A 22,306-nucleotide genomic window follows, 5' to 3' on the forward strand; every position below is an offset into this window, starting at 1 on the left:
AGTAGCTGCACCCGTTTTCTTACAGGAGTTGAGTTGTGAAAAAATCATCGATATCCATACCTGGAATAATCAAGTCCACAGGCCTGTATACAGCACTGATTGGACTTGCTTTTATATTCTTTTTTCCTTTTTATTATATGTTCATCATAGCATCCCATCCGAGAGAGACGATGTTTCGCACTCCTCCCAACATGTGGTTTGGTGGTGCGTTATGGGAAAACCTGCACAGGCTTCTGGTTGTTCAGGAGCAGATCCCGTTTCTGCAGAACTATATGAATAGTATTATCATTTCTGTCCTTACTGTGGTAACCACATTGTTTTTTTGTACCATGGGTGGCTTTGCACTCGCCAAATACGATTTTAAAGGCAAGAAATTTATTTTTATGTTTATTCTGGCCACCATGGCCTTTCCCCCTTTTCTGAATATTATTCCTTTCTATAGGATGATGGTCGCATTTGGATGGATCAACAGATGGCGTGCCTTGATTGTTCCTGGAATGGCAGGAGCTTTGGGTATATTTCTGATGCGGCAGTACATGGAAGAATCAATTCCCAGCGATCTGCTGGATGCTGCTCGCATAGACGGTATGAATGAATTCGGAATATTAATGAAGATTGCATTTCCTCTGGCCAAGCCGGGAATGGGAGTTCTGGCAATAATTACCTTTGTCGGAAGCTGGAACAACTTCCTTGGAGCTTTTATCCTTCTTCCCAGGATGAGTGTCACGAATCTACAGGTTGCCCTGAATACCTTGAATGCTGTCTCTTTCGGGCAGTTTGGGATGGTTTACGCGGGAACGGCCCTGACGATTCTTCCGCTTCTGATCATCTTTTTTGTGGCGTCGCGTCAATTTATATCCGGTCTGACTGCCGGTGGTGTGAAGGGGTAATAAAATGAAAACTGCAACCCAATTATGGGAAAAAATTGGATTTAATCAGAAGCTGGCGCCGTATTTCTTCGTCAGTCCATTCTTTATTCTCTTTTTGATATTTGGTGTGTATCCTATTGGATATTCGTTCTACATGTCGCTGTTTGATATGCGTCTGGTTGGTAATCGCGGTTTTACCGGTCTTGCCAACTATACCCGGCTGTTTACTGTCGATGAGTTTTTTCATATAGCAGTAGTAAATACGGTTATTCTCTTGATTACCGGATCTTTGCTGCAGCATGTTTTTGCAATACCAATGGCGATTCTTGTGAACAGTCCACGGGTTCGAGGCCGACATGCATTCAAGGCGCTCTTTTTTGCACCTTTTATTACCAGTACTGTTGCAACGGTTATTATTTTCGGGATGGTTTTTGACCACAATTTTGGTCTGTTAAACTATATAGGACAGAATTTTCTGGGGCTTGAGCAGATTCGCTGGACCGGCCGTAGTGCACCAATTAAGGCCACAATTTCCATACTTCTGAACTGGCGATTCATTGGTTTTAATATGGTGATATATATTGCTGGACTTCAGGGAATCCCGAATGAGCTGTATGAAGCAGCAGAGATTGACGGTGCAAGCACTCTGCAGCAGCATCGTTTGATTACACTGCCATTGCTGATACCGATCATTTTCTTTGGTGTTAGCCTGAGTCTTATAGGCGGTTTCCAGCTTTTTGATGAACCTTTCGTTCTTCTGGGCGGCTATGATACCGTAGGTGGTCCTGGATCCGGTGGTCTGACAATAGCTTATTATCTAATGCTTACCGGCTTCAAGAACGGACGTTTGGGTCGTGGTGCTGCTATTGCATGGGTACTTTTCTTTATTATCGTCACGGTAACTGCAATCAACCGTAAAGTAACCAACAAATTACAAGGAAAATAAGAGGGATTATGCAGTATTTTGTACAACAGGATTTTCACAGCAAACCGGCGTTCTCGGGATTTCTCCCGGGAATTGCCGGGGTACATGGTATTCCTCTCTGGGTTTTCTATGTAAATCGGGGGCAAGGTATTGCTGGATTCGGCGTTGAGAGTAAGGATGGCTGTATTTCCGAATATCACTCGGCAAAGATGGCATACCACACCGTACGGGAGCAGGGTTTTCGCAGTTTCATTCGAGTGAATGCTGATAATCCCTCCCTGTACGAGCCATTTGCCCAGGGAAATAGCTCAGTTCAGAACGAGTTCAGGGTCGGAATTGATGAGCTGGCCTTAATGGAAGAAAATCATGAGTTAGGCCTTCGATTTGAAGTTCTGTACCGAACTCTTGGTGAGGCCCCGTTGGCTGGACTGGTCCGGGAAGTAAAGGTTACGAACATCGGCAAGCAGAAACTTTCCTGTGAACTGCTTGACGGTCTCCCGCAGATCGTACCTGCAGGTGTTAACTTCAGTGCACTAAAGGAAATTTCCACCACTGCCCAGGCCTGGATGAATGTATTTCCTGTAGATGGCCTCTGTGCCCTGTACAGGGTTGGTGCCAGCATGCAGGATACTGCTAATGTCCAGGTGCAGAAGATGTCCAATTTTGCAATGGGACTACAGAAGACCGCAGACGGCTTCAAGGTTCTTGAACCTGTGTTTGATCCGGATATTCTTTTTCCGGCCCAGCAGTTTATGTCGGTGCCTGAACACTTTGAAAAGAGTGGTGTCAAAGGTCTGGCTTATAATCGACAGATAAAAGAGGGGAAACAGCATTGTGCTTTTTTCTGTGACACTATCTCGCTTGCACCAGGTGAATCCTATGAGCTTGTCGAGCTTTATGGTGGTGGGGCTGAAGAAAAGCAGATTGTTGATTTCCTTGGTTGGTTTCGAACCAACACCAACTATGCTTCTCTTGTCAAGGCAGGTAAGTCAATTACCGACTCGATAGTCAGAAACAGTTATACACATACCTCCAACCCGGTTTTTAATGCGTACTGTGAACAGAATTATCTTGATAATGTACTGCGTGGAGGATTCCCGCATATCGAGAAATCCAGTCAGGGAGGAACCTATATTCCGGTTTTCTCCAGAAAGCATGGCGATCTTGAACGAGATTACAACTGGTTTGTAATACCGCCGGAGTACTACTCCCAGGGATGGGGCAACTATCGAGATGTTAATCAGAATAGACGTGCCGATATCTTTTTTGTGCCGGAATCCGGCAAGGAAATATTAAAGGAATTTGTCAGTCTCATTCAGACAGATGCCTACAATCCTCTGGTCGTACAGGGTAGAACCTACTTCCTGACTGATAAAGCAGCTTCTGCATTTAACTGGAATGAGCTTCCGAAAGCCAGTAAGTATGCCGGTGGTGAGAAATTCTCTCCTGGTGCTCTCTATGCGGCCATTCTCGAAGATATTGGACCTGATAATGCAAAGGAAACATCCGAAAAATTCGCTGAAATTCTTCAGGCGGCAGATGTCAAATATAATGCGGTTCATGGTGAAGGTTTCTGGATTGATCACTGGACCTATAATAATGATCTGCTGGAAAACTATCAGGCCGTCTACCCTGAGCTGATCGATGATCTGTTCTGGGACAGTCGTGAGTATCCTTATTATTTCAGCGGTCATAAGGTATTACCCAGGAAGAAAAAGTGGCAGCTCACCGATGCCGGCGTGCGGCAGTACGAGGCTGTAGAAGAACCTGATGTCAAGCCTGAGAGCAGCTGGATGAAGGACAGAAGCGGGAACATATATCTCGCCAGTCTGGGAGAAAAGCTGCTCGGAATGGCAGCCTTGAAATTTCTCGGTCGTGATCCTTTTGGTATCGGCGTAGAAATGGAAGCTGGCAAACCCGGCTGGTATGATGCACTCAACGGATTACCTGGAATTCTGGGATCCTCATTGCCTGAATCCTGGGAATTGCTGCGTCTTATCCGCATTCTTCTGACTCATGCAGTGAAGCCGGAAAGTCAGGTCAAAGCAGAATTAGCAGAAGAAATCTACGAACTATATTCACGCATACAGGAGTTTCTGCAGCTGGATATTTTTGATAACAAGGATCTGCACGTCAGATGGGATCTCATGGCTTCATGCCGCGAAGAATACCGTGAAAAAACCGCATCCGGTTTCAGCGGTGAGCGGAAGGCGATGAATATTACCCGGCTGAGGGCACTGCTTGAGGATATGGAGCAGGATGTTCTTGCTGGTCTCAATCGTGCAGTTGAACTGAATGATGGAACTCTGCCCTGTTATCTGACGATTCAACCCAGAAATCCAAAGGAAATAAAATATTTATTTCTTGATACTGCTGAAGCTTTCGTTCCGGATTTCGATTTCAAGGCCCTGCCCTTGTTCCTGGAAGGATTTGTTCGTGCTCTCGCGCTGCAGCCGGACCTGGAATCAAAAAAAGCCCTGCATGAAAAGGTTATGAACAGCGAGCTCTATGACAGAAAGCTTTCGATGCTGCGCGTCAATGCCCCGCTGGATGAATTGTCCCATGAAATCGGCCGTGCACGGGCTTTTACACCCGGCTGGCTTGAAAATGGTTCAATATGGATGCATATGCAGTATAAATATCTGCTCGCTTTGCTGCATGCAGGTCTATACAAGGAATTCTGGCAGTTGTCCCGAACCATGCTTGTTCCATTCATGGATCAGGAGGTTTATGGACGAAGCCCGTATGAAAACTCGAGTTTTATTGTCTCGAGCCTGCATCCTGACGAAAACCTGCATGGTCGGGGTTTTGTTGCAAGATTATCCGGTTCAACCGCGGAGTTCATCAGTATTCTTAATATCTGTCTCTGGGGAAAGCAACCTTTCCGTTACAATGAGGGACAGCTTGAACTGCTTTTCGAGCCATGTTTACCGGAAGATCTTTTTGATGACAAACAGATTATTACTGCAATGTTTATGGGAAATACCCTTGTTACCTATCAGCACAAACACGGTGGAGATGTTTTCCCAGGTGGAAATATCGGTATCGGTGCCATTAACCTTCGCATGAGGGATGATAACACTTCAATCGATGTAGAGGGTCCGGTTATTCCTGCACCGTATGCAGCAGCAATCCGTGAAGGTCGCGTGAGTGAGGTAAGGATTGAACTGGAAAGGATCGGAGGTTGATTATGAATTCGTGGGAGTTTACCGGAAAAGACGCGGTATTCCGTCTTGAGAATGCTGATGCTGTCCGCGGAGTATATTTCCCGGTAGCGAATGAGGCCGGATTTATGGCATCGATCTGCCCGGATGGTGGAGGAGATGCCAAAATCGATCATAATCATTTTCTCATGCCACCGGTGTCGGTTGTTGATCTGCATAACAGTCGTTTGAAGCGGACTGCCTGGCTGATACAGGAGAATCAAACACCGTGGTCAATTACCGGTTCTTCACATGCGCAGAAAAACTCGGAAGCGGAGAGTCAGAGTATTGAGGCCGGTCTTTTGTGGCATAAGACCAGCAGACAATCCGGGGATAAAAAGCTTGAATCTGAAATGCTGACATTCAGTCCAGCCGCCTCTGAGCGACTGGAAGTCAGCAGAATCAGCATTAAGAATAATGGTAATTCGACAGTAAAAATCTCACTGGTCCCGGTATATCCATTATACGGCAGGTCAGCAGATTCGTTGCGGGACCATCGACATGTCACATCTCTTCTCAACCGCGTACAGGTCACTGATCAGGGCATGCACCTGATCCCTACCATGAGTTTTGATGAGCGGGGACACAAGAAAAATACTACTGTCTACTCCGTACTAGCTCAGGACAGTCATGGAACTGCTCCCATAGGTTGTTATCCGGACCTCGATCGATATATCGGGGAGCGGGGTGATGCTGAACGTCCACAGGCTGTATTCGATAAGGATTATGCAGCTGGTGTGGTGAAAATATCCGGTAATACCGTTGAGGGTTGTGAATCCATTGCGGCTCTTCAGTTCTCTCCGGTTGAGATTGCGCCAGGTGCTGTATATTCGGTTTTTATGATTAGCGGTGTCTTTGAAACAGCCGCTGAAGCAGAGGATGCATTGAAGCTATATGCTTCTGAAGATGGATTCTCTGCAGCTCTGGATAAAAACAGGGCTTTCTGGGCCGAAAAAACAGAGCCAGTATTGTGTGGTCTTCAGGATGAAAAATTCAACCAGTGGATGCGCTGGGTTTCCGTCCAGCCAATACTGCGCAGGATTTATGGCTGTTCCTTCCTTCCGTATCATGATTACGGCCGGGGCGGCCGGGGCTGGCGTGATTTATGGCAGGATTGTCTTGCCTTACTGCTCATGGAACCTGACGATGTTCGAAAGCTCTTGTTGTCGAACTTTGCCGGTATACGCTTTGATGGAACGAATGCAACCATAATAGGCAGTGAGCCTGGAAGTTTTCTTGCAGACAGAAATAACATTCCGCGGGTGTGGATGGATCACGGTGCCTGGCCGGTACTTACCGTGAAACTATACATCGATCAGAGCGGAGATCTGGATTTTCTTACAGAACAGCAGGAATATTTTTCCGATTCACTCTGGGCTAGAGCCGCGCAGCGGAGAGACACCGCAGCCGGGGCCGATACCCGGCTACGGACTTCTGCCGGTGACATCTATACCGGTACAGTGTTCGAGCACATGCTACTTCAGCAGCTGTCGGCTTTTTTCCATGTAGGGGAGCATAACACCCTTCTACTTGAGGGGGCTGACTGGAATGACGGCCTGGATATGGCTGATGAGAAAGGCGAGAGTGTTGCATTCTCCAGTCTCTATGCAGCAAATCTCCAGTGGCTGGCTGAGGCCGCCGAGCATCTGGCCGCAGCTGGATCAGAAATCATGATTGCTGATGAGTTACTGATCCTTCTTGACCGCTATAATGGTACCCCGATTGATTACACAAACCCGGACAGTAAGCAGCAGCTTCTGTCATCGTATTTCGTAAATGCCAGTGAAGGCCCAGCTGGAAAAAGGACAGCCGTCAATGCTGCGTCTCTGGCTGCTGATCTCAGGGAAAAAGCCGATCATCTGCTTCTGCATATACGAAAGAATGAGTGGATAGATAGCTCCAGCGGGCATGGCTGGTTTAACGGATATTATGATAATAAAGGAAAAAGGGTAGAGGGTGATTTTCCCGGTGGTGTGCGTATGACCCTTACCGGACAGGTTTTCTCCCTGCTTTCCGGTGCTGCTGACAGCAGTCAGGTCAAGAAGATAATTTCTGCTGCGGACACATTTCTCTGTGACCCCGCGGTTGGCGGTTATCGCCTCAACACCGATTTTCAGGAAGTCAAACTGGATCTTGGCCGCTGTTTCGGTTTCGCCTATGGTCATAAGGAAAACGGGGCTATGTTCAGTCATATGGCGGTAATGTATGCCTATGCGCTCTATGCTCGAGGTGAAGCCGCTGCCGGCTGGAAAGTAATGAAAATGATGCACTCTGCTGCTTCAGATTTTTCCCGTTCCAGAATGTATCCCGGTTTGCCGGAATATTTTGATCCGGACGGGAGGGGGCTCTACTGCTACCTTACTGGATCTGCAAGCTGGTATCTGTTGACACTGGTGACCAGAATGTTTGGTGTTCGTGGTGCTTGGGGAGATCTGATTATCGATCCTCAACTGGCATCCGAGCAGTGGGGTGCTAGTGACATGGTGTCTATCCAGACCTATTTCCGTGGAGCATCCCTGCAGGTTGAATTTCTAAATCCTGAAAGGCTGGATGCCGGCTTTTACAGGGTGAAAAAAATAGAGATAAATGGTGCAGAATCAGTATTTACGGCAGAAGAGAGTGGTGTGAAAATTGCAGCTTCCAGTCTATCTGATTCCGGGGCCAGAATTACAGTTCATTTAGGATCTGCGTAATATTGTAGCAGTGACCATTCGGCACAAAGGAGACAGTAATGGGAATCGAACATCTTGTACAACAGAGAGAATATACCGGTGAAGGGTATTCTCCGGTCGTCGATTTCGGCAGCTGGCGTGTTGCAATACTGAACTTTCACCCGGAACTGCTGCCGGAGAATATTGAAAAGTTTCATTGTCATGATGAAACAGATGAGGTTTTCGTACTGCTGCAGGGGAACTGTAAGCTTTATATTGGTGAAACCGATCCTGAAGATTCAGGCCACATAATTGCAATTCACTGTATTAACATGCAGCCTGGAAAAATGTACAATGTAAAAAGCGGGGTATGGCATTCCCATACTCCGAGTATCAATGCCATGGTTTTAATTGTGGAAAACAGAGATACCGACAGCAGCAACTCCCGCGAAATAATGCTCACCAGTGAACTGAGATCAGATCTCACGGCCTTTTCCGGGGTGCGCAGAAAACACAGCATGCTGTAGGAGCTTGTTATAGTCCTCTACAGCTGCTCCATTCTGAAATCCGTTGCGCGGGCAGACCGCTCGCGCAACGAATTCTTCATTTCATCGTTTTTGCTTGCCGAGACATCAGGCAGGGAAAACAGCTGTTCAAGAAACATTCCTGCTGCGCCATAAGCTACTGTCTGTTCCTGGAGATCGCTGAATCTTACCTTGACCCGGGTTGGGGTGTCATAGGACCAGTTTTTGTATATTTCTTCCTGCATGACATCAATAATTTCTGGATGGTACTCAATACGGCCTCCCAGGATTACCTCTTTCAGGTTGAGTACATTCACCAGGAATGCGATGTTTTTGGAGAGCTCATGTGCTACCTTCAGGAATAGTTGTTCATCATCCTCATAAATTCCTGCCTCTTCATCGGTGATATTGAACTGGTTGTTGTATTCGCCGCTTCTAAAAACACTCTGGAATTCTCCTGAAGAATAATCGTGACCGTAATGTACCTTGTGGTCAATGACAATACTTGTTCCGATTGCTATGCCCTTGTATTCTGCATCTATTGCCTTGTTGTTACGGGTTTCTCCGAGTATGTAGATAAAATCTCTGGTGCTCTGGTGAAGCTTGCTGAATGCAATCTCTCCCCACGCTCCGCAGTTCGCATCGTTTTCTATCAGTACAGGTATGTCCAGGCATTTGTCCAGTTCGTCATAGATATTTTCTGGTTCACGCAGATTGAGCGGGTTTGATTGATACATGATACCTTTATATGGATTTATTATACCGCCGGCACCTACTGTAGCTCCAATTACCTTGATTCCCATATCAACGAAGCCTGGAATAAGGCTGTCGTATATGGAGCAGAAGGCCTCAGATATCGTCTGTTTTCCAAGTGAATATTCTTTTTTTACAGTGTATAAAATCCTACCATGAAGATTCACCAGGACAGCAATGAAGGTATCAGTTTGTATTTCAACACCCAGTACTGCACCGTATTCCGGGTTGAGGGACAGAAAAAGAGGTTTTCGACCGCCTGTGGGACCTGAATCACCTTCGGATACAATATTGATAATGCCGGTGTCTATCAGATCATTGATCAGTTTAGATACGGTTGATTTGTCGATTCCGAGGTGTCTGGCCAGCTCTATCCGGCTCATTGTTTTTCTGATCCATAGGCTTCGGAGGATGCGTGCTGTATTTATTCCGATCGTCAGTGACTTGGCCATTTATATATCCATTCGGTAAGGTTGATTTACTCTACCAACTAATGAAGAGATAGTCCACACGATATTAGTTTCAATTACAATTTCAGTCTTGACAATATAATAAAATATGTATATATAAATAATCAGATAAGGAGATTGTGATGAATAAAGTATTGATTATCGGCGGTGTTGCAGCTGGCGCAACTGCAGCTGCGCGGATCCGGCGGCTAAATGGTGACGTTGAGATTACTCTACTGGAATCAGGGCCGGATGTTTCATTTGCGAACTGCGGATTGCCTTATTATATCGGTGGAGAGGTTGAGCATCGTTCTTCTCTCATACTTGCAAGTCCGGAAACCTTTCGCGATCAATACCGTGTTCAGGTTGAACTCCACACCGAAGCCCTGAAAATCAATCGCAGGAAGAAAAAGGTATCGGCCGTAAACAGACACACAGGCCGTAAACGCGATTATTCATATGATGTTCTGATTCTTGCGCAGGGAGGCAAGCCGGTAATACCGGGACTGCCGGGTATCGAAATGGAGCACGTGTTCCAGCTGTGGACCTTGCAGGACATGGATGCAATTCACGGCTTTATAGAATCACGGCAGCCTAAAACTGCAGTCGTTGTAGGCGGGGGCTTCATCGGGCTGGAAATGGTAGAGGCTCTCGTGCACAGGGGTATCAAGGTAAGGCTTGTAGAAATGGCAGGACAGATCATGCCGAATCTTGAAGCGGAGTTTGCCGGATTTCTCAGCAAGCAGCTTCAGGATCATGGTGTTGAATTGAATATGAAATCTGCCCTTTCTTCGATTGAAGCAGGCAGTGTACTGCTGAATGACGGCAGAAAGCTGCCGGCGGACATGGTTATTCTTTCCATTGGTGTACGACCGACACTGAATCTGGTCAAGGACGCAGGTTTTGACATTGGTGAAGCAGGCGGCCTTCTGGTTAACGATAAGCTCCAGACAAGCGATCCTGCAGTTTTTGCAGCCGGGGACATGGTTGAACTTGAGCATCGGATTCTCGGTAAAAAAGTCAGGATCCCTCTGGCAGGACCTGCTAACAGGCAGGGCAGAATCGCCGCTGAGAATGCATTGGGCGGGGCCAGGAAGTACAAGGGATCAATCGGTACATCGATTCTCAAGCTCTTTGATGCAGCAGCCGGATCAACCGGAGTCAGTCTTTCTGCGGCCCGGGATGCAGGAATAGATGCAGATGCGGTTGTTGTTCATAAACTCAGTCATACCGCATACTATCCAGGGGCAGAGAAGGTCAGTCTTATGCTGGTCTATGACCGCAGCAGCGGCAGAATTATCGGTGCGCAGGCGGCGGGTAAAGTCGGTGTAGACAAACGTCTGGATGTAATGGCTACCGCAATCGCAGGAAGACTCACCCTGGAAGACCTGGCCGAACTTGATCTTGCCTATGCGCCTCCTTTCAACAGTCCGAATGGGCCGGTAAATATGGCGGCCTTTACGGCGCAGAACAAGCAGGATGGCTTCAGTCCAATGCTGCTTTCCTCTGAGTTCCTGAGCTTTACAGAGCAGAATGATCCGTTGATTATTGATCTGAGGGATCCTATCAGTTTCCGGAATGCGCATGTTGCGGGTAGCATCAATTTAAGTCAGAACATGCTGCGTGAGCGAATGTCGGAAATCTCTCCGGATACTGCTGTTCTGCTCATAAGTGATGATGGTCAAAAGGGGCATGTATCCCTGAGAATGATGAAAGCGGCTGGATTTTCCAGGGTTTTTAATCTTGCTGGAGGATATATTTCTCTGGAAAGATTTTCCCGGATTCTCTCATTACGCGGAGAGCAGCCTCTTGCTGAATTATTCCCGATTGATTCCAGGGATGCTGCAGCAGAAATGAATGCAGGTCGCAGCGGTGGAAGCAGTGGTGAAAGCAGTGAATCAATAGAAGAGAGTGCAGAAAAAGATCTGCAGGCTGCCCTCGCGGCAAGCGAACCGCTTGTAATCGATGTCAGAACTATAGAAGAGTTCTCATATGGAGCGTATCCCGGAGCAATCCACATTGCACTCGATGAGCTTCCCGGACGGATAGACGAACTCGGTGACCGTGACAGGAAATTGATTCTCTACTGTGCCTCAGGAGCAAGATCTGCCTATGGTGTCCGCCTGCTGCAGAAGCTTGGTTTCGTGAGAGCGGAAAACGGCGGTGGACTTCACGATATGATGTCCAAATAATCACCGGGCAGTGTTATACTGTCTCTCAGGAGGCAGTTTGTGCACAATATTGATCAGATTATCGAGTCGCTGAGCCTGGAAGAAAAGGCATCGCTCTGTTCCGGCAAGGATTTCTGGACCCTCAAGGAAATACCAGATAAAGGAATTCCCTCGATTATGGTCACCGATGGGCCGCATGGACTGAGAAAACAGGCAGGAAACTCGGATCACATCGGACTGAACTCCAGCGTTCCGGCCACCTGCTTTCCTACCGCATCAGCCACAGCTTCGAGTTGGGATGAGGATCTGCTGTATCGAATTGGAGCTGCCCTCGGCGAGGAATGCAGACAGGAAAAAGTGGCGGTGCTGCTTGGTCCTGGCGCTAATATCAAGCGTTCTCCCTTGTGCGGCCGGAATTTCGAATATTTTTCCGAGGACCCGATTCTGAGCGGCCGTCTGGCAGCGGCAATTATCCAGGGAACCCAGGATCAGGGAATCGGCACCTCTCTCAAGCATTATGCGGTGAATAATCAGGAACGGCGAAGAATGCATATAGATGCCAGGGTCGATGAGCGGGCGCTCCGGGAAATCTACCTCAGAGGCTTTGAAATAGCGGTAACACAAGGCAAGCCGGATACCCTGATGTGTGCATATAACCAGGTTAATGGAGTATTCTGCAGTGAGCATCAGGAACTGCTGACTGAAATCCTGAAAAAGGAATGGGAGTTTCCTGGACTGGTTATGACAGACTGGGGAGCAATAAATGACAGGGTCGCAGGGCTTGCTGCCGGACTGGATCTTGAAATGCCGGGTAGTAACGGGGTCAATGATAAACTGATTGTAGAGGCTGTACGTTCCGGTAAGCTGAATGAATCCGTACTGGATGAATCTGTTCGCAGGATTCTCGGAATTGTATTTCGAACGTCTGAAACTCTCAAGGAAGATTACAGCTACGATGAACTGGAGCACCATGAACTTGCAAGGGAGGCAGAAGCTGATTCAGCTGTCTTACTCAAGAATGAAAACCTGCTACCCCTGGATGCGCAGAAAATAAAATCAGAAAAGAAAAAAATTGCTGTCATCGGGAGTTTTGCGCGTGTGCCCCGTTACCAGGGAAGCGGCAGTTCACTTATTAATCCCTGGAGGCTGGATAACGTCTGGGATTCACTCCTTGGCGAGCTCGGTGAGGAACATCTGCTATGGGCTGCCGGATATGATCCGGATTGTGAACAGGCGATCGATGAATTGATTCAGGAAGCCGTCAGGATAGCTGCCGAGGCTGATATAGTTCTCGTGTTTGCGGGCCTGCCGGAGATTTCCGAATCCGAAGGTTTTGACCGTGAGCACATTTCGATGCCGGACAGCCATGTTGAGCTAATTCATGCGGTGGCTCATGCCAATGCAGAGACCGCGGTTATTCTTTCGAATGGGGCTCCGGTTTCTATGCCATGGATTCCTGAGGTCCGCGCTGTTCTCGAGACTTATCTTGGCGGTCAGGCCTGGGGTTCTGCTGTATGCGACTTGCTGCTAGGTAAGATTAATCCTTCCGGGAAGCTGGCCGAAACCTTCCCCTGCTCCATGGATCAGGTCAGTTCTTCCGTCAATTTTCCAGGTGGCACTGCAAGTGTCGCCTATGCTGAATCGATTTACGTAGGCTATCGGTACTGTGACAAGGCGGGTATCGAGCCCTTGTTTCCCTTTGGATACGGGCTCAGTTATACAAGCTTCACGTATTCTGATCTTCAGATGAGCCGTGAGAATGAAAATATTTCTGTCGGGTTTTCCATAACAAATACCGGAAAAAGAAAAGGGAAGGAAATCGCCCAGGTCTATCTTCGCGACTGCGAGTCCAGCGTGTTCAGACCGGACAAGGAATTGAAAGGTTTTGCCAAGGTTGAGCTTGAACCGGGGGAATCCAGGAAACTTCAGATTGATCTTGAGGCGAAAGATTTTGCCTTCTGGGATTCGGGAAACCGTCAATGGTGTGTCGAGGCCGGAGATTTTGAGGTTCTCGTCGGAGCCTCATCAGAGGATATCCTTTTGACTGAAAAGCTGAATTACTCCCTCTCCACTGACAGGAGTCCCGATGGAATAAACTCTGTTCTTTCTTCGACCTCTGCTGACATGAAGAATATTGTACCTGAATATTTCACTCCGGATACCGGTATTTTCCGTAACCTGACTGAGTCAGGAGCTTTTTCACGCCTGCTCGGTAGTGGATCGCATCCGATTGATTTACCGCCCGGTGACCATGACCCCACAGATGGATTCAGCCGTACATCGACACTGGAAGACATCAGCCGAACCCTTACCGGGCGAATTCTCTATCGATTTATCATGAAAAAAGTCAGGCAGTCATTTTCTAAATCTGCTGATCCTAAAACAGCCGCAATGATACAGGCGGTTGTAAAGGAGACACCCTTGCGAAACTGGTGTTTTATGAGCGGTGGCCGGATACCGATGCGGGCAATTGATGGCCTGGCGCTTTTTCTGAGTGGTAAGCGGTTGCGTGGGATTTTGAGAATGGTCAGGAAAGAGCGTTGACTGCTTCCTCAGCACTCAGGACAGCTTTAATCAGCTGCTCCTGAGTCCAGGCACGGTGGTCTTCAGCGAATCCCCTGAAATCGCATTCAATGCGCATAACCAGGGCGAGATAAAGATCGTACAGTTTGATGCGGGTGATGGTGTCTGGATCATCGTTTCTGTATAAGCTGCTGCTGATGGTTTTCTGGAATGCTGTCCTCAATTCTCCGCGGTCTCCAGCGAGCCCCCTGAACCAGAATTCCATGAGGGGGTCACCGAGAAATGAACGGTCACAATCGATGACAGCACGGATTACATGATCATTCATGATAATATTACCATCGTGCAGATCCCATAATACGAGGGCTGCTTGTGTATCCAGGTGGAGTGCTTGTTTACTAGCATCAAGAATTGACTGGATATCGTCTACCGGGAAACCGAGGTCGCTTGAAACATCCTCGGCATCACGGATCAGATCCATCATCATAGAGTTGAAGCAGTCATACCAGCTCTCAAAACGTTTCCCTTTGTCCGTAACTGAACCCCAGAAATCAAATTTCTGGCCAATATTATTTATTTCAGCCTGTAAAACCCCAAGTTTACGGTCAATCTTCAGATTATCTTCAGGTCGAAAATCTGGACTCTGGCGAACTGCGCTTAGTGTGCTGCCCTCAATAAATTCCATGAAAAAACAGGGGTGATCTATGACCTCATTGGCTTCCAGAAAAGCGTATACTTCAGGAACCGGAATTCTGTGTTTCGCCAGCAATTCGAGCACGGCCGTTTCTGTATAGATGAGATCCTTCTCGTATCTCATGACCGGGCAGTCGGAGGGTGGGGATATTTTCAGTACACATGTCCGGCCGTCCTCCACCTTGATTCGGTAAATGGTGTTGGCCCAGCCATCGGTGAGCTCATGAGCTTCGATGGTGTCCGTGTCCATTGCTGCCCGGGAGAGTCGGGTTATTTGCGCTAATCCAATGTTGATTTTTGATTTACTGTGCATGAATCACCTCATGTTCGTTTTTTAAATCTATGTTGACGGCAGCCACCAACAAACCTATACTATTGGGAAAGGAGAGACAATCCATGAAAAGAATTCTTGTTTTAATTATAGCACTGCTTATACTTTCCGTCTCCTGTACTACTTCTGATGATCCTATGGGTAATCTGGAGCTGGTATGGGCGGATGAGTTTGAAGGTACGAGCCTGGATACAAGCAAATGGTCCTACATGCATGGTACCGGAGAACAGTTCGGACTGACCGGCTGGGGAAATAATGAGCTTCAATACTATACAGACCGGGCTGAGAATATTTTTGTTCAGGACGGGAAGCTTCATATCAGGGCAGTTGAGGAAGAATATGAAGGTATGCAGTACACCTCTGCCAGAATCCGGACCCTGGGAAAAGGTGACTGGCGCTATGGAAGGTTCGAGATTCGAGCCAAACTTCCAGAGGGGCAGGGCTTGTGGCCGGCCATCTGGATGCTTCCATCTGATGACGTATACGGTGGTTGGGCTGCCAGCGGGGAAATCGATATAATGGAACTGGTAGGCCATGAACCCGGTACAGTTCACGGAACTCTTCATTTTGGTGGTGAGTGGCCGCACAATACCTATAGTGGTGGCTCGTACCGTCTTGATTCAGGTAAATTCTCGGATGATTTTAATGTCTTCACTCTTGAATGGGAGGAAGAAGAATTCCGCTGGTATGTGAATGGTGAATTGTTCCGGACACAGAAGAGATGGCATACACTCCGTCATGATTTTCCGGCGCCCTTTGACCAGCCCTTCCATCTGCTGATGAACGTTGCCGTAGGCGGCGACTGGCCTGGAGATCCCGATTCCAGCACTGTATTTCCCCAGGAAATGGTTATTGATTATGTCCGGGTGTATCAGGCTCCTGGTGCGGACAATACTCCTTCTGCCTCCGCAGTTGAACAGAGTGAGCCTGCTGAACCGGCTGCAGCAGTTGAGGAACCCGCTGTCGAAGCAGGTCCAGCTAAAGCTGGCCTGCCGATAGACTTCATGCAGGAAGGAATAGACTGGGACAATGTATTCAATGGCTTTGAAGGTGGAGCAGTAGAGGTGGTTGATAATCCATATATTGATGATCAGAACGATAGTCCGCGTGTCGGGAAAATGATCAAGGGAGCCGGGCCGTTCTGGGCTGGCGCATATGGCCTGCTGAATGAATCGTTCAGATTCTCTGAAGAAAATCACACTATCTCGATGCAGGTCTGGTCTCCGAGAGAAGGCGTTCCGGTTCTGATGAAAATTGAACAGCAGGATGGTGGCAATACCTATGAGATCACAAAGGACACTACAACCAGCGGAGAGTGGGAACTCATGACCTGGGACATGAGCAAAGCCGGCTTTACCCGGAATTGGGATGTGATTACCTTGATTTTTGACTTCCGGAATAATGGAGTTGGTGATGGAGGAGAAAATTTCACCTGGTACTTTGATAATCTGCAGGTACATGCGGACTAGCATGAATTAGCTGTATGGCTTCGGGGGGGGCATTGTCTGCAGGGGATGCCCCCCTTTATCTATGTGTATATAATGGGTAGTCATGAAAGAGACCGAGACTGAATACAGATTTCCACAGATCTGTGCTGATACCTGTATCCGCTGCGGACTTTGTATCGCTGATTGTATTGCCGATGCAATTAATTCTCCGGATATGAGCATAAACTATGAGCGCTGCATTCGATGTTCACACTGTTCCGCAATCTGCCCGACAGCAGCTGTCAGCTGGAGAGCGCCTGAAGGAACTTCCTTTACCGGTCATCCTGTACATGATCTCCCTGCCGGTTTTTCCGGGGAACTTGCCAATCTTCTGAAACGGAGACGAAGCATACGACGCTTCAGCGGAAAAGAACTTCCGCATCATTTAATTCAGGACATTATCGAAATTACCAATCATAGTCCCACCGGGACCAATTCCCGCGGTGTCGGAATTACAGTAATCAGTGGATCAGCACGAATGAGAGAATTCAGTGATCTATGCATGTTATTCTTCAGACGGATTTCACGTATTGTCTTGAATCCGCTCAGCAAACCGGTTCTGCGGATTTTTATGGGAAAGAAGGCATTTTATAGATTGATGTCTTATAATAAACACATTGATCGTTATTTTGCGGGGCGTAATAACCTGACACATGGTGCTGCTGCATTGTTTGTGTTTCATGCTGACCGGAAAAGCAGCTGTCCGTCCGAAGATGCCTTGATCTGGGCGGCTCATGCTGCTTTGTATGCCGAGAGTCTTGGAGTCGGAACCTGTTATAACGGCTTTATTGTCCGGGCAGCTCGATACTCTAAAGCAGTTAGACATTATCTGGGACTTCCTCCAGGACATCGTGTGTATGAGACCTTCACTGCTGGTTTTTCGGCGCACTCATATCAGCGGTCAGCTTTTCATGAGGTGGCTTACAGCCGTGTTATAAGCTGAAGTCCTGGAGATGGCTGCATTATTTCGAGGGGTATGAATGAACAGACTTCACCTGCTTCTTATTTCCTTTATGCTGCTGACTGGTATCCACGAACTGTATCCGGATGAGATGATTCCGGAAAACCCTGTCCGTCTGCTGGTGATCGACTCGCAGGTTGGAGAGCCCTATACATCCATTCTTTCTTCACTTTTTCAAAGCCTCCAGAGTAGAGGATTTATTCCAGGTGATTCGATGATTGTGCAGCGCTATTCATTGGGTAATGAATCAGGGGCAATACGCAGGATCCAGCTCGAAGAGGCAGGGCTTGAGTATGATATCGTTCTGGTAAATGGAACAATTGCTGCAATGGCTGCCCAGGAAATAATAGGCAAGGACGGCAGTCTCATGGGGCATGATAAAGTATTTTTTGCCGGTGTAACAGATCCCGTCGGACTTGGTTTAATAGATGATTATGCAGTGCCACCTCCGGGCGCTTTTACCGGGACTGGTTTTACCGTCGATCCAGCAGTCCGCTTGCGGGTTCTCAGGGAGCTGCTGCCGGAGGCGAGAACCATCGGTCTGGTATACTCCGAAATGCCGCAGTCAATTGCCTATCGTGCAATGCTGGAGAAAGCACTTGAGCAGCCGGAGCTGTCGGACCTTAGCATTGAATATCGTTCTGTTGAATTCATAACCGGTGAAAAGGGATACAGAAGAAGTGTTCAGCTGGCACGAGAGCATATACTGGAACTGGATCCGATCGTTGATGTATTTATGAGCCCGAGTGATCAGATGGGGGTGCATTATTCCTTCAGCAGAATGGTATTCGAGACCGCTGAGAAGCCATTAATCGGCTTGTCTCCTCAGGATGTGAACAGTAACAACGGAGCAAGCGCAGCAGTCTTCAGCTCATATGTCCATACTGGAGAAATTCTGGCAGACCAGATGCTCAGATATCTTGCAGGAGAGGATTTCAGACGATTGCATCCGGAGATAGCGCAGCCGGAGATTGCCATACATGATGGACGTGCAGCTCGATTCAACATGATGATTCCGGATCCGGAACCGAGGAAGGTAGGTCAATGATCCCTGGACGAAACTCCCTGAAAGTAAAGATTAATATTCTTGTTATCCCTCTTACCGTGTTCATATTGAGCCTCGCCGGTCTGGTTTCTTTTTTAGGTGCCAGGAACAGTCTTGCTGCGGAGCTGGATGCCCGGGCATACAGAATTGTATATCGCCTTGAAAATGCATTGAGAATCCCCTTGTGGGGCTATAACATGGATACGGCCCAGGCATTTGTTATGGCTGAGTTGAATGACCCGGATGTTATTTCCATATCAATTATTGAAGGTACAGATTCTGTTAGTCCATGGTTCATTTATGTCAGAGATGAGAATGGAGAACTTCACCTGTATGACGAAGAGCCTGCACAAAAGAAGGTAGACACCTCTGCGATTATTACGGTCGAAGGTTCAATACTATATAACGGAAATCAGATAGGTAGTATTGTAATAAAATACAGCCGTCAGAGTGCCATGGCAGAAATCCGAACGCAGGCAATTGTTCTGTTTTCCGGGGTTGTTGTGGTAATAATCGTGCTTGCGGCGGCCTTGAACGTCGTGCTGAATAGTCTGGTTGTCAAGCCTATCGGTAAAATTGTCGGGCGCATGAAATACTTCTCTGAGGAGCAGGGTGGCAGTCTGGAGTTCGGAGAACAGGAGGATGAGATTGCTCATCTTTCTGCGGCTTTTGATCAGATGCTCGATCAGGTCTGGCATAGGGAGGGAGCCCTTCGGGGGGCTCTTGCCGAGAAGGAGATCCTGCTGAGAGAAGTGCATCATCGGGTCAAGAATAATTTTCAGGTGCTGGCAAGCCTTTTCAGCCTGCAGATGCCCAAGGTCAGCAAGGAAGCTGCTGCATCACTGCAGGAAGGTTATAATCGCATTTATTCCATGTCTCTGGTGCATGAAAAGTTGTATGAATCAGATAACCTTGAAAAAATAGATGTTTCGGATTACTTCCGTGATCTTATTGACGTGCTGAAATCAACCTATGGTTCTCTGGATATTATGGTGTCGCTGGAGAGTGAGGAAATTCTGCTTGATCTTGATACAGCAATTCCTCTGGGGCTGATCGTGAATGAACTGGTGAGTAATTCTTTCAAGCATGCATTCAACGAAGCAGATCTGTCAGACAAGAGAGTGGAACTGGTTTGTAAATCCGGAGAAACCGGCATTACAGTTTCTGTGTCAGATAGCGGAAAGGGGCTTCCTGAAGGTTTTGAAATTGAGCGTGATGCTTCACTGGGAATGGATCTTATTGTGAACCTCAGTGCACAGCTGAATGGCAAGTGGACCATGCATTCCGACATAAAAGGAACCAGGTTCGACCTTATAATTCCTTCTGATTGAAATATGTCTCGACAAATCAATAAAGACATGGTATTTGTATTAATGAAGGGGTTGATATGTCTTATAAAAGAATACCTATATTTATATTTGTATTAAATGTGTTTGTTGTTCTACTGCTGGCTTCCTGTATTTCGGGGGCTTTCTCATCCAGGCCAGATACTCTGAAAGATGCCTTCAGTGAGCACTTTACAATCGGAGCGGCCCTGAATTCTTCAACTGTTATTGGCTCGAGGGATCTTGCACTCAGGCATTTCAACAGTTTGACCGCTGAAAATGAAATGAAACCTGCTGTTATTCAGCCCAGGATGAACACCTGGATAACCTTTGGTGCCGATGAGATTGCAGATCTTGCACGTGAGCACGGGCTGGTAATGCGGGGGCACACTCTTGTCTGGCATGAGCAGACTCCAGGGTGGTTTTTCGCGGGAGTAGGCGGACGGGTAGAGCCGGATGTCCTGCTCGAGCGGATGAGACGGCATATGACCGGAATGTATGAGCGCTACGGAGATGTGGTTGTTGTATGGGATGTTGTAAATGAGGCTATATCCGATCAGCCGAATGAGTTTCTGCGTCCATCACCGTATCTGAACATACTGGGTGAGGACTATATACGAATTGCATTTGAAATGGCCAGGGAAATAATGCCGGATGCAAAATTATACTACAACGATTACAGTGTCCTTGATCCGGTCAAGCAGGACAAGATATATGAACTGTTATCTGGATTGATTGCTGAAGGCGTTCCGATAGATGGAATCGGCTTTCAGGGGCACTGGAATATACACTTCCCGAATGCACAGACCCTGGAGCGCGGGATACGACGCTTTGCAGATCTGGGGTTGGATGTGCAGATTACTGAACTCGATGTTTCAATGTACAGACACGAGGATAGAAGTACTCGGTTACCGGAACCTACGGAAGAAATGCTGCAGCTGCAGGCAGAGCGATATCGTGAAATCTTTGAGGTCCTGCTGCGGAACAGCGATGCTGTAAGCAATGTGACATTCTGGGGTGTGGCAGACGATAGAACCTGGCTTGATAATTTCCCTGTCAGCAATCGCAAGAACTGGCCCATGCTGTTTGATGTGGATCATCAGCCAAAGCCTGCATATTATGCTGTTATGAGCCTGTTTGACTGAAAGATGCTGTGCTTTCTCTGACAATGAGTTTAGGTTCAAAAACCAGCTTTTTCCGCAGGTTATAACTGGTATTCTCCAGTTCATTCAGCACGATCTGGGCTGCCCAGCGGCCCAGATCATATTTCGGGTGTTCGAAGGTCGTCAGTGGTGGATTCATGAAAGCAGTTGGCTGGTAGTTATCAAAGCCAAGGACAGAAATGTCCCGGGGTATGCGATACCCGGCTTCATTCAGTGCATGATAACCTTGTTGGGCTGTCATGTCGTTGAAATAAAAAATTGCACTGATTCTATTCTTGTTATCTGCTATCAGTTTTTGTGTGCACATGTAGCCAGGTTGCTCACCAGGCATATCCTCGGCATTCGAAAAACCGGCACACATGCTTTCGGGAACCGGAAAGCCGGCTTCGGACATCTCCTGTCTGAAGCCTTCCAGGCGGTCGAAACCTGACTGTACGTCATTTTTATACACGATTGCAGCATTGTAATGTCCTAGCTGAATGAAATGTCGTGCTGCTAGTCTTCCAGCGATTATGTCATCTACGGTTACTGTTGAGACGAGTTGATTGCTGATTCCCCAATGGGTAGCCACTACTGGTATCCTGATGTTTCTGATTACCTCACTTATTGGATGATCCTCGTTGATCTGCAGGTTAGTCGAGGGTTCGATAATCAATCCTTTCACTCCCTGATCAATAAGCCTGCGGATTGACTGTATTTCCTTGTCCAGATCCCGGTTACAGGGTGCTATTGCAAGGGAATACCCTTCCGAGGCAAGTGTCTCCTCTGCTCCTCTGAAAATTTCCGGGTAGATATAGTCCATGTAATTAAAATTAACCAGACCGATAAATCCTTTTTGTAGCTTGTTATTCTCCTGAGTCCGGGATTCTGCTGATTCCGGTTTGAGATTGAAGCCCCGGAAAAAGGTTCCGCTGCCCTGGATTTTCGAGATAATACCTTCTTCTCTTAACAGCTCAAGGCCTTGCCGTATTGTGGTTCGGCTGACTTTCAATTTTTCTGTCAGTTCCAGTTCTGTCGGGAGTTTCTGTCCCGACTGGTAGTTTTCACTTTGCAGTGTCTGCACCAGGAGGTCTCGTACCGCGCGATATTTAAGGCTTTTTTTGTTCATTTTATCTTCCGTATGTCAATATTTATCTGTAGGGATACGATTATAGAACAAATATTCAATTATTGCACTATATCCTGGAACAGATATCAACTCCTCTTCCGTATTTATCTATGTTTCCAATAAAA

15 protein-coding genes are annotated in these 22,306 nt (G+C 47.4%); 12 read left to right on the forward strand and 3 right to left on the reverse strand.

The genetic code is table 11. The features are described from left to right. The first annotated feature begins 35 nt into the window (after positions 1–35). From ACYQ2L_RS09270 to ACYQ2L_RS09290, 5 genes are read left to right on the forward strand one after another with little or no spacing between them, the layout of a single operon-like run. Positions 36–890, forward strand: a complete 855-nt coding sequence (locus ACYQ2L_RS09270) for a carbohydrate ABC transporter permease (protein WP_460054349.1) — start codon at positions 36–38, stop codon at positions 888–890. Between the two features lie 4 nt (positions 891–894). Next, the gene (locus tag ACYQ2L_RS09275; RefSeq protein WP_460054352.1) at positions 895–1,815 is read left to right on the forward strand and encodes a carbohydrate ABC transporter permease; all 921 of its coding nucleotides are present in this window, start codon (positions 895–897) and stop codon (positions 1,813–1,815) included. A gap of 8 nt (positions 1,816–1,823) precedes the next feature. Next, a complete protein-coding gene (locus ACYQ2L_RS09280) occupies positions 1,824–4,982 on the forward strand; it encodes a hypothetical protein (RefSeq protein ID WP_460054354.1) in 3,159 nt (1,052 codons plus the stop codon). 2 nt (positions 4,983–4,984) lie between these two features. After that, the gene (locus tag ACYQ2L_RS09285) at positions 4,985–7,690 is read left to right on the forward strand and encodes a GH36-type glycosyl hydrolase domain-containing protein (protein WP_460054359.1); all 2,706 of its coding nucleotides are present in this window, start codon (positions 4,985–4,987) and stop codon (positions 7,688–7,690) included. Positions 7,691–7,728: 38 nt separating this feature from the next. Continuing rightward, positions 7,729–8,175: a cupin domain-containing protein gene (locus ACYQ2L_RS09290; RefSeq protein WP_460054362.1), complete on the forward strand. Its 447-nt coding sequence runs from the start codon at positions 7,729–7,731 to the stop codon at positions 8,173–8,175. A 17-nt stretch (positions 8,176–8,192) separates the two neighbouring features. Here the strand turns inward: ACYQ2L_RS09290 and ACYQ2L_RS09295 are convergent, their stop codons facing one another. Further along, positions 8,193–9,377, reverse strand: coding sequence for an ROK family transcriptional regulator (locus ACYQ2L_RS09295; protein ID WP_460054365.1), 1,185 nt, complete (start codon positions 9,375–9,377; stop codon positions 8,193–8,195). Positions 9,378–9,517: 140 nt separating this feature from the next. Between ACYQ2L_RS09295 and ACYQ2L_RS09300 the strand changes: the two genes are divergently transcribed. Further along, positions 9,518–11,566: an FAD-dependent oxidoreductase gene (locus tag ACYQ2L_RS09300; protein WP_460054367.1), complete on the forward strand. Its 2,049-nt coding sequence runs from the start codon at positions 9,518–9,520 to the stop codon at positions 11,564–11,566. Positions 11,567–11,605: 39 nt separating this feature from the next. Further along, on the forward strand, positions 11,606–14,089 hold the full coding sequence (locus tag ACYQ2L_RS09305) for a beta-glucosidase family protein (RefSeq protein WP_460054370.1): 2,484 nt from the start codon (positions 11,606–11,608) through the stop codon (positions 14,087–14,089). Here ACYQ2L_RS09305 and ACYQ2L_RS09310 read toward each other — a convergent pair. Further along, positions 14,073–15,074 carry a phosphotransferase family protein gene (locus ACYQ2L_RS09310; RefSeq protein ID WP_460054372.1) on the reverse strand — a complete coding sequence of 334 codons (1,002 nt, stop codon included), beginning with the start codon at positions 15,072–15,074 and terminating at the stop codon, positions 14,073–14,075. The two genes, ACYQ2L_RS09305 and ACYQ2L_RS09310, sit on opposite strands and share 17 nt — an antisense overlap. A gap of 83 nt (positions 15,075–15,157) precedes the next feature. Between ACYQ2L_RS09310 and ACYQ2L_RS09315 the strand changes: the two genes are divergently transcribed. The 5 genes from ACYQ2L_RS09315 (at position 15,158) to ACYQ2L_RS09335 (ending at position 21,055) form a co-directional block, all read left to right on the forward strand. Next, positions 15,158–16,561 carry a glycoside hydrolase family 16 protein gene (locus ACYQ2L_RS09315; protein WP_460054374.1) on the forward strand — a complete coding sequence of 468 codons (1,404 nt, stop codon included), beginning with the start codon at positions 15,158–15,160 and terminating at the stop codon, positions 16,559–16,561. 82 nt (positions 16,562–16,643) lie between these two features. Continuing rightward, entirely contained in the window at positions 16,644–17,522 is an 879-nt protein-coding gene (locus ACYQ2L_RS09320) for a nitroreductase family protein (RefSeq protein WP_460054377.1), read from the forward strand. Positions 17,523–17,559: 37 nt separating this feature from the next. Beyond that, positions 17,560–18,588, forward strand: a complete 1,029-nt coding sequence (locus ACYQ2L_RS09325) for an ABC transporter substrate-binding protein (RefSeq protein WP_460054382.1) — start codon at positions 17,560–17,562, stop codon at positions 18,586–18,588. Then, the gene (locus ACYQ2L_RS09330) at positions 18,585–19,916 is read left to right on the forward strand and encodes a sensor histidine kinase (protein ID WP_460054386.1); all 1,332 of its coding nucleotides are present in this window, start codon (positions 18,585–18,587) and stop codon (positions 19,914–19,916) included. Before ACYQ2L_RS09325 ends, ACYQ2L_RS09330 begins: the two co-directional genes overlap by 4 nt. Before the next feature lie 56 nt (positions 19,917–19,972). Next, positions 19,973–21,055, forward strand: a complete 1,083-nt coding sequence (locus ACYQ2L_RS09335) for an endo-1,4-beta-xylanase (protein WP_460054389.1) — start codon at positions 19,973–19,975, stop codon at positions 21,053–21,055. Here ACYQ2L_RS09335 and ACYQ2L_RS09340 read toward each other — a convergent pair. Beyond that, entirely contained in the window at positions 21,036–22,181 is a 1,146-nt protein-coding gene (locus ACYQ2L_RS09340) for a substrate-binding domain-containing protein (RefSeq protein WP_460054391.1), read from the reverse strand. The genes ACYQ2L_RS09335 and ACYQ2L_RS09340 overlap by 20 nt on opposite strands. Positions 22,182–22,306: the final 125 nt, after the last annotated feature.

This window comes from Spirochaeta dissipatitropha, assembly GCF_054657935.1.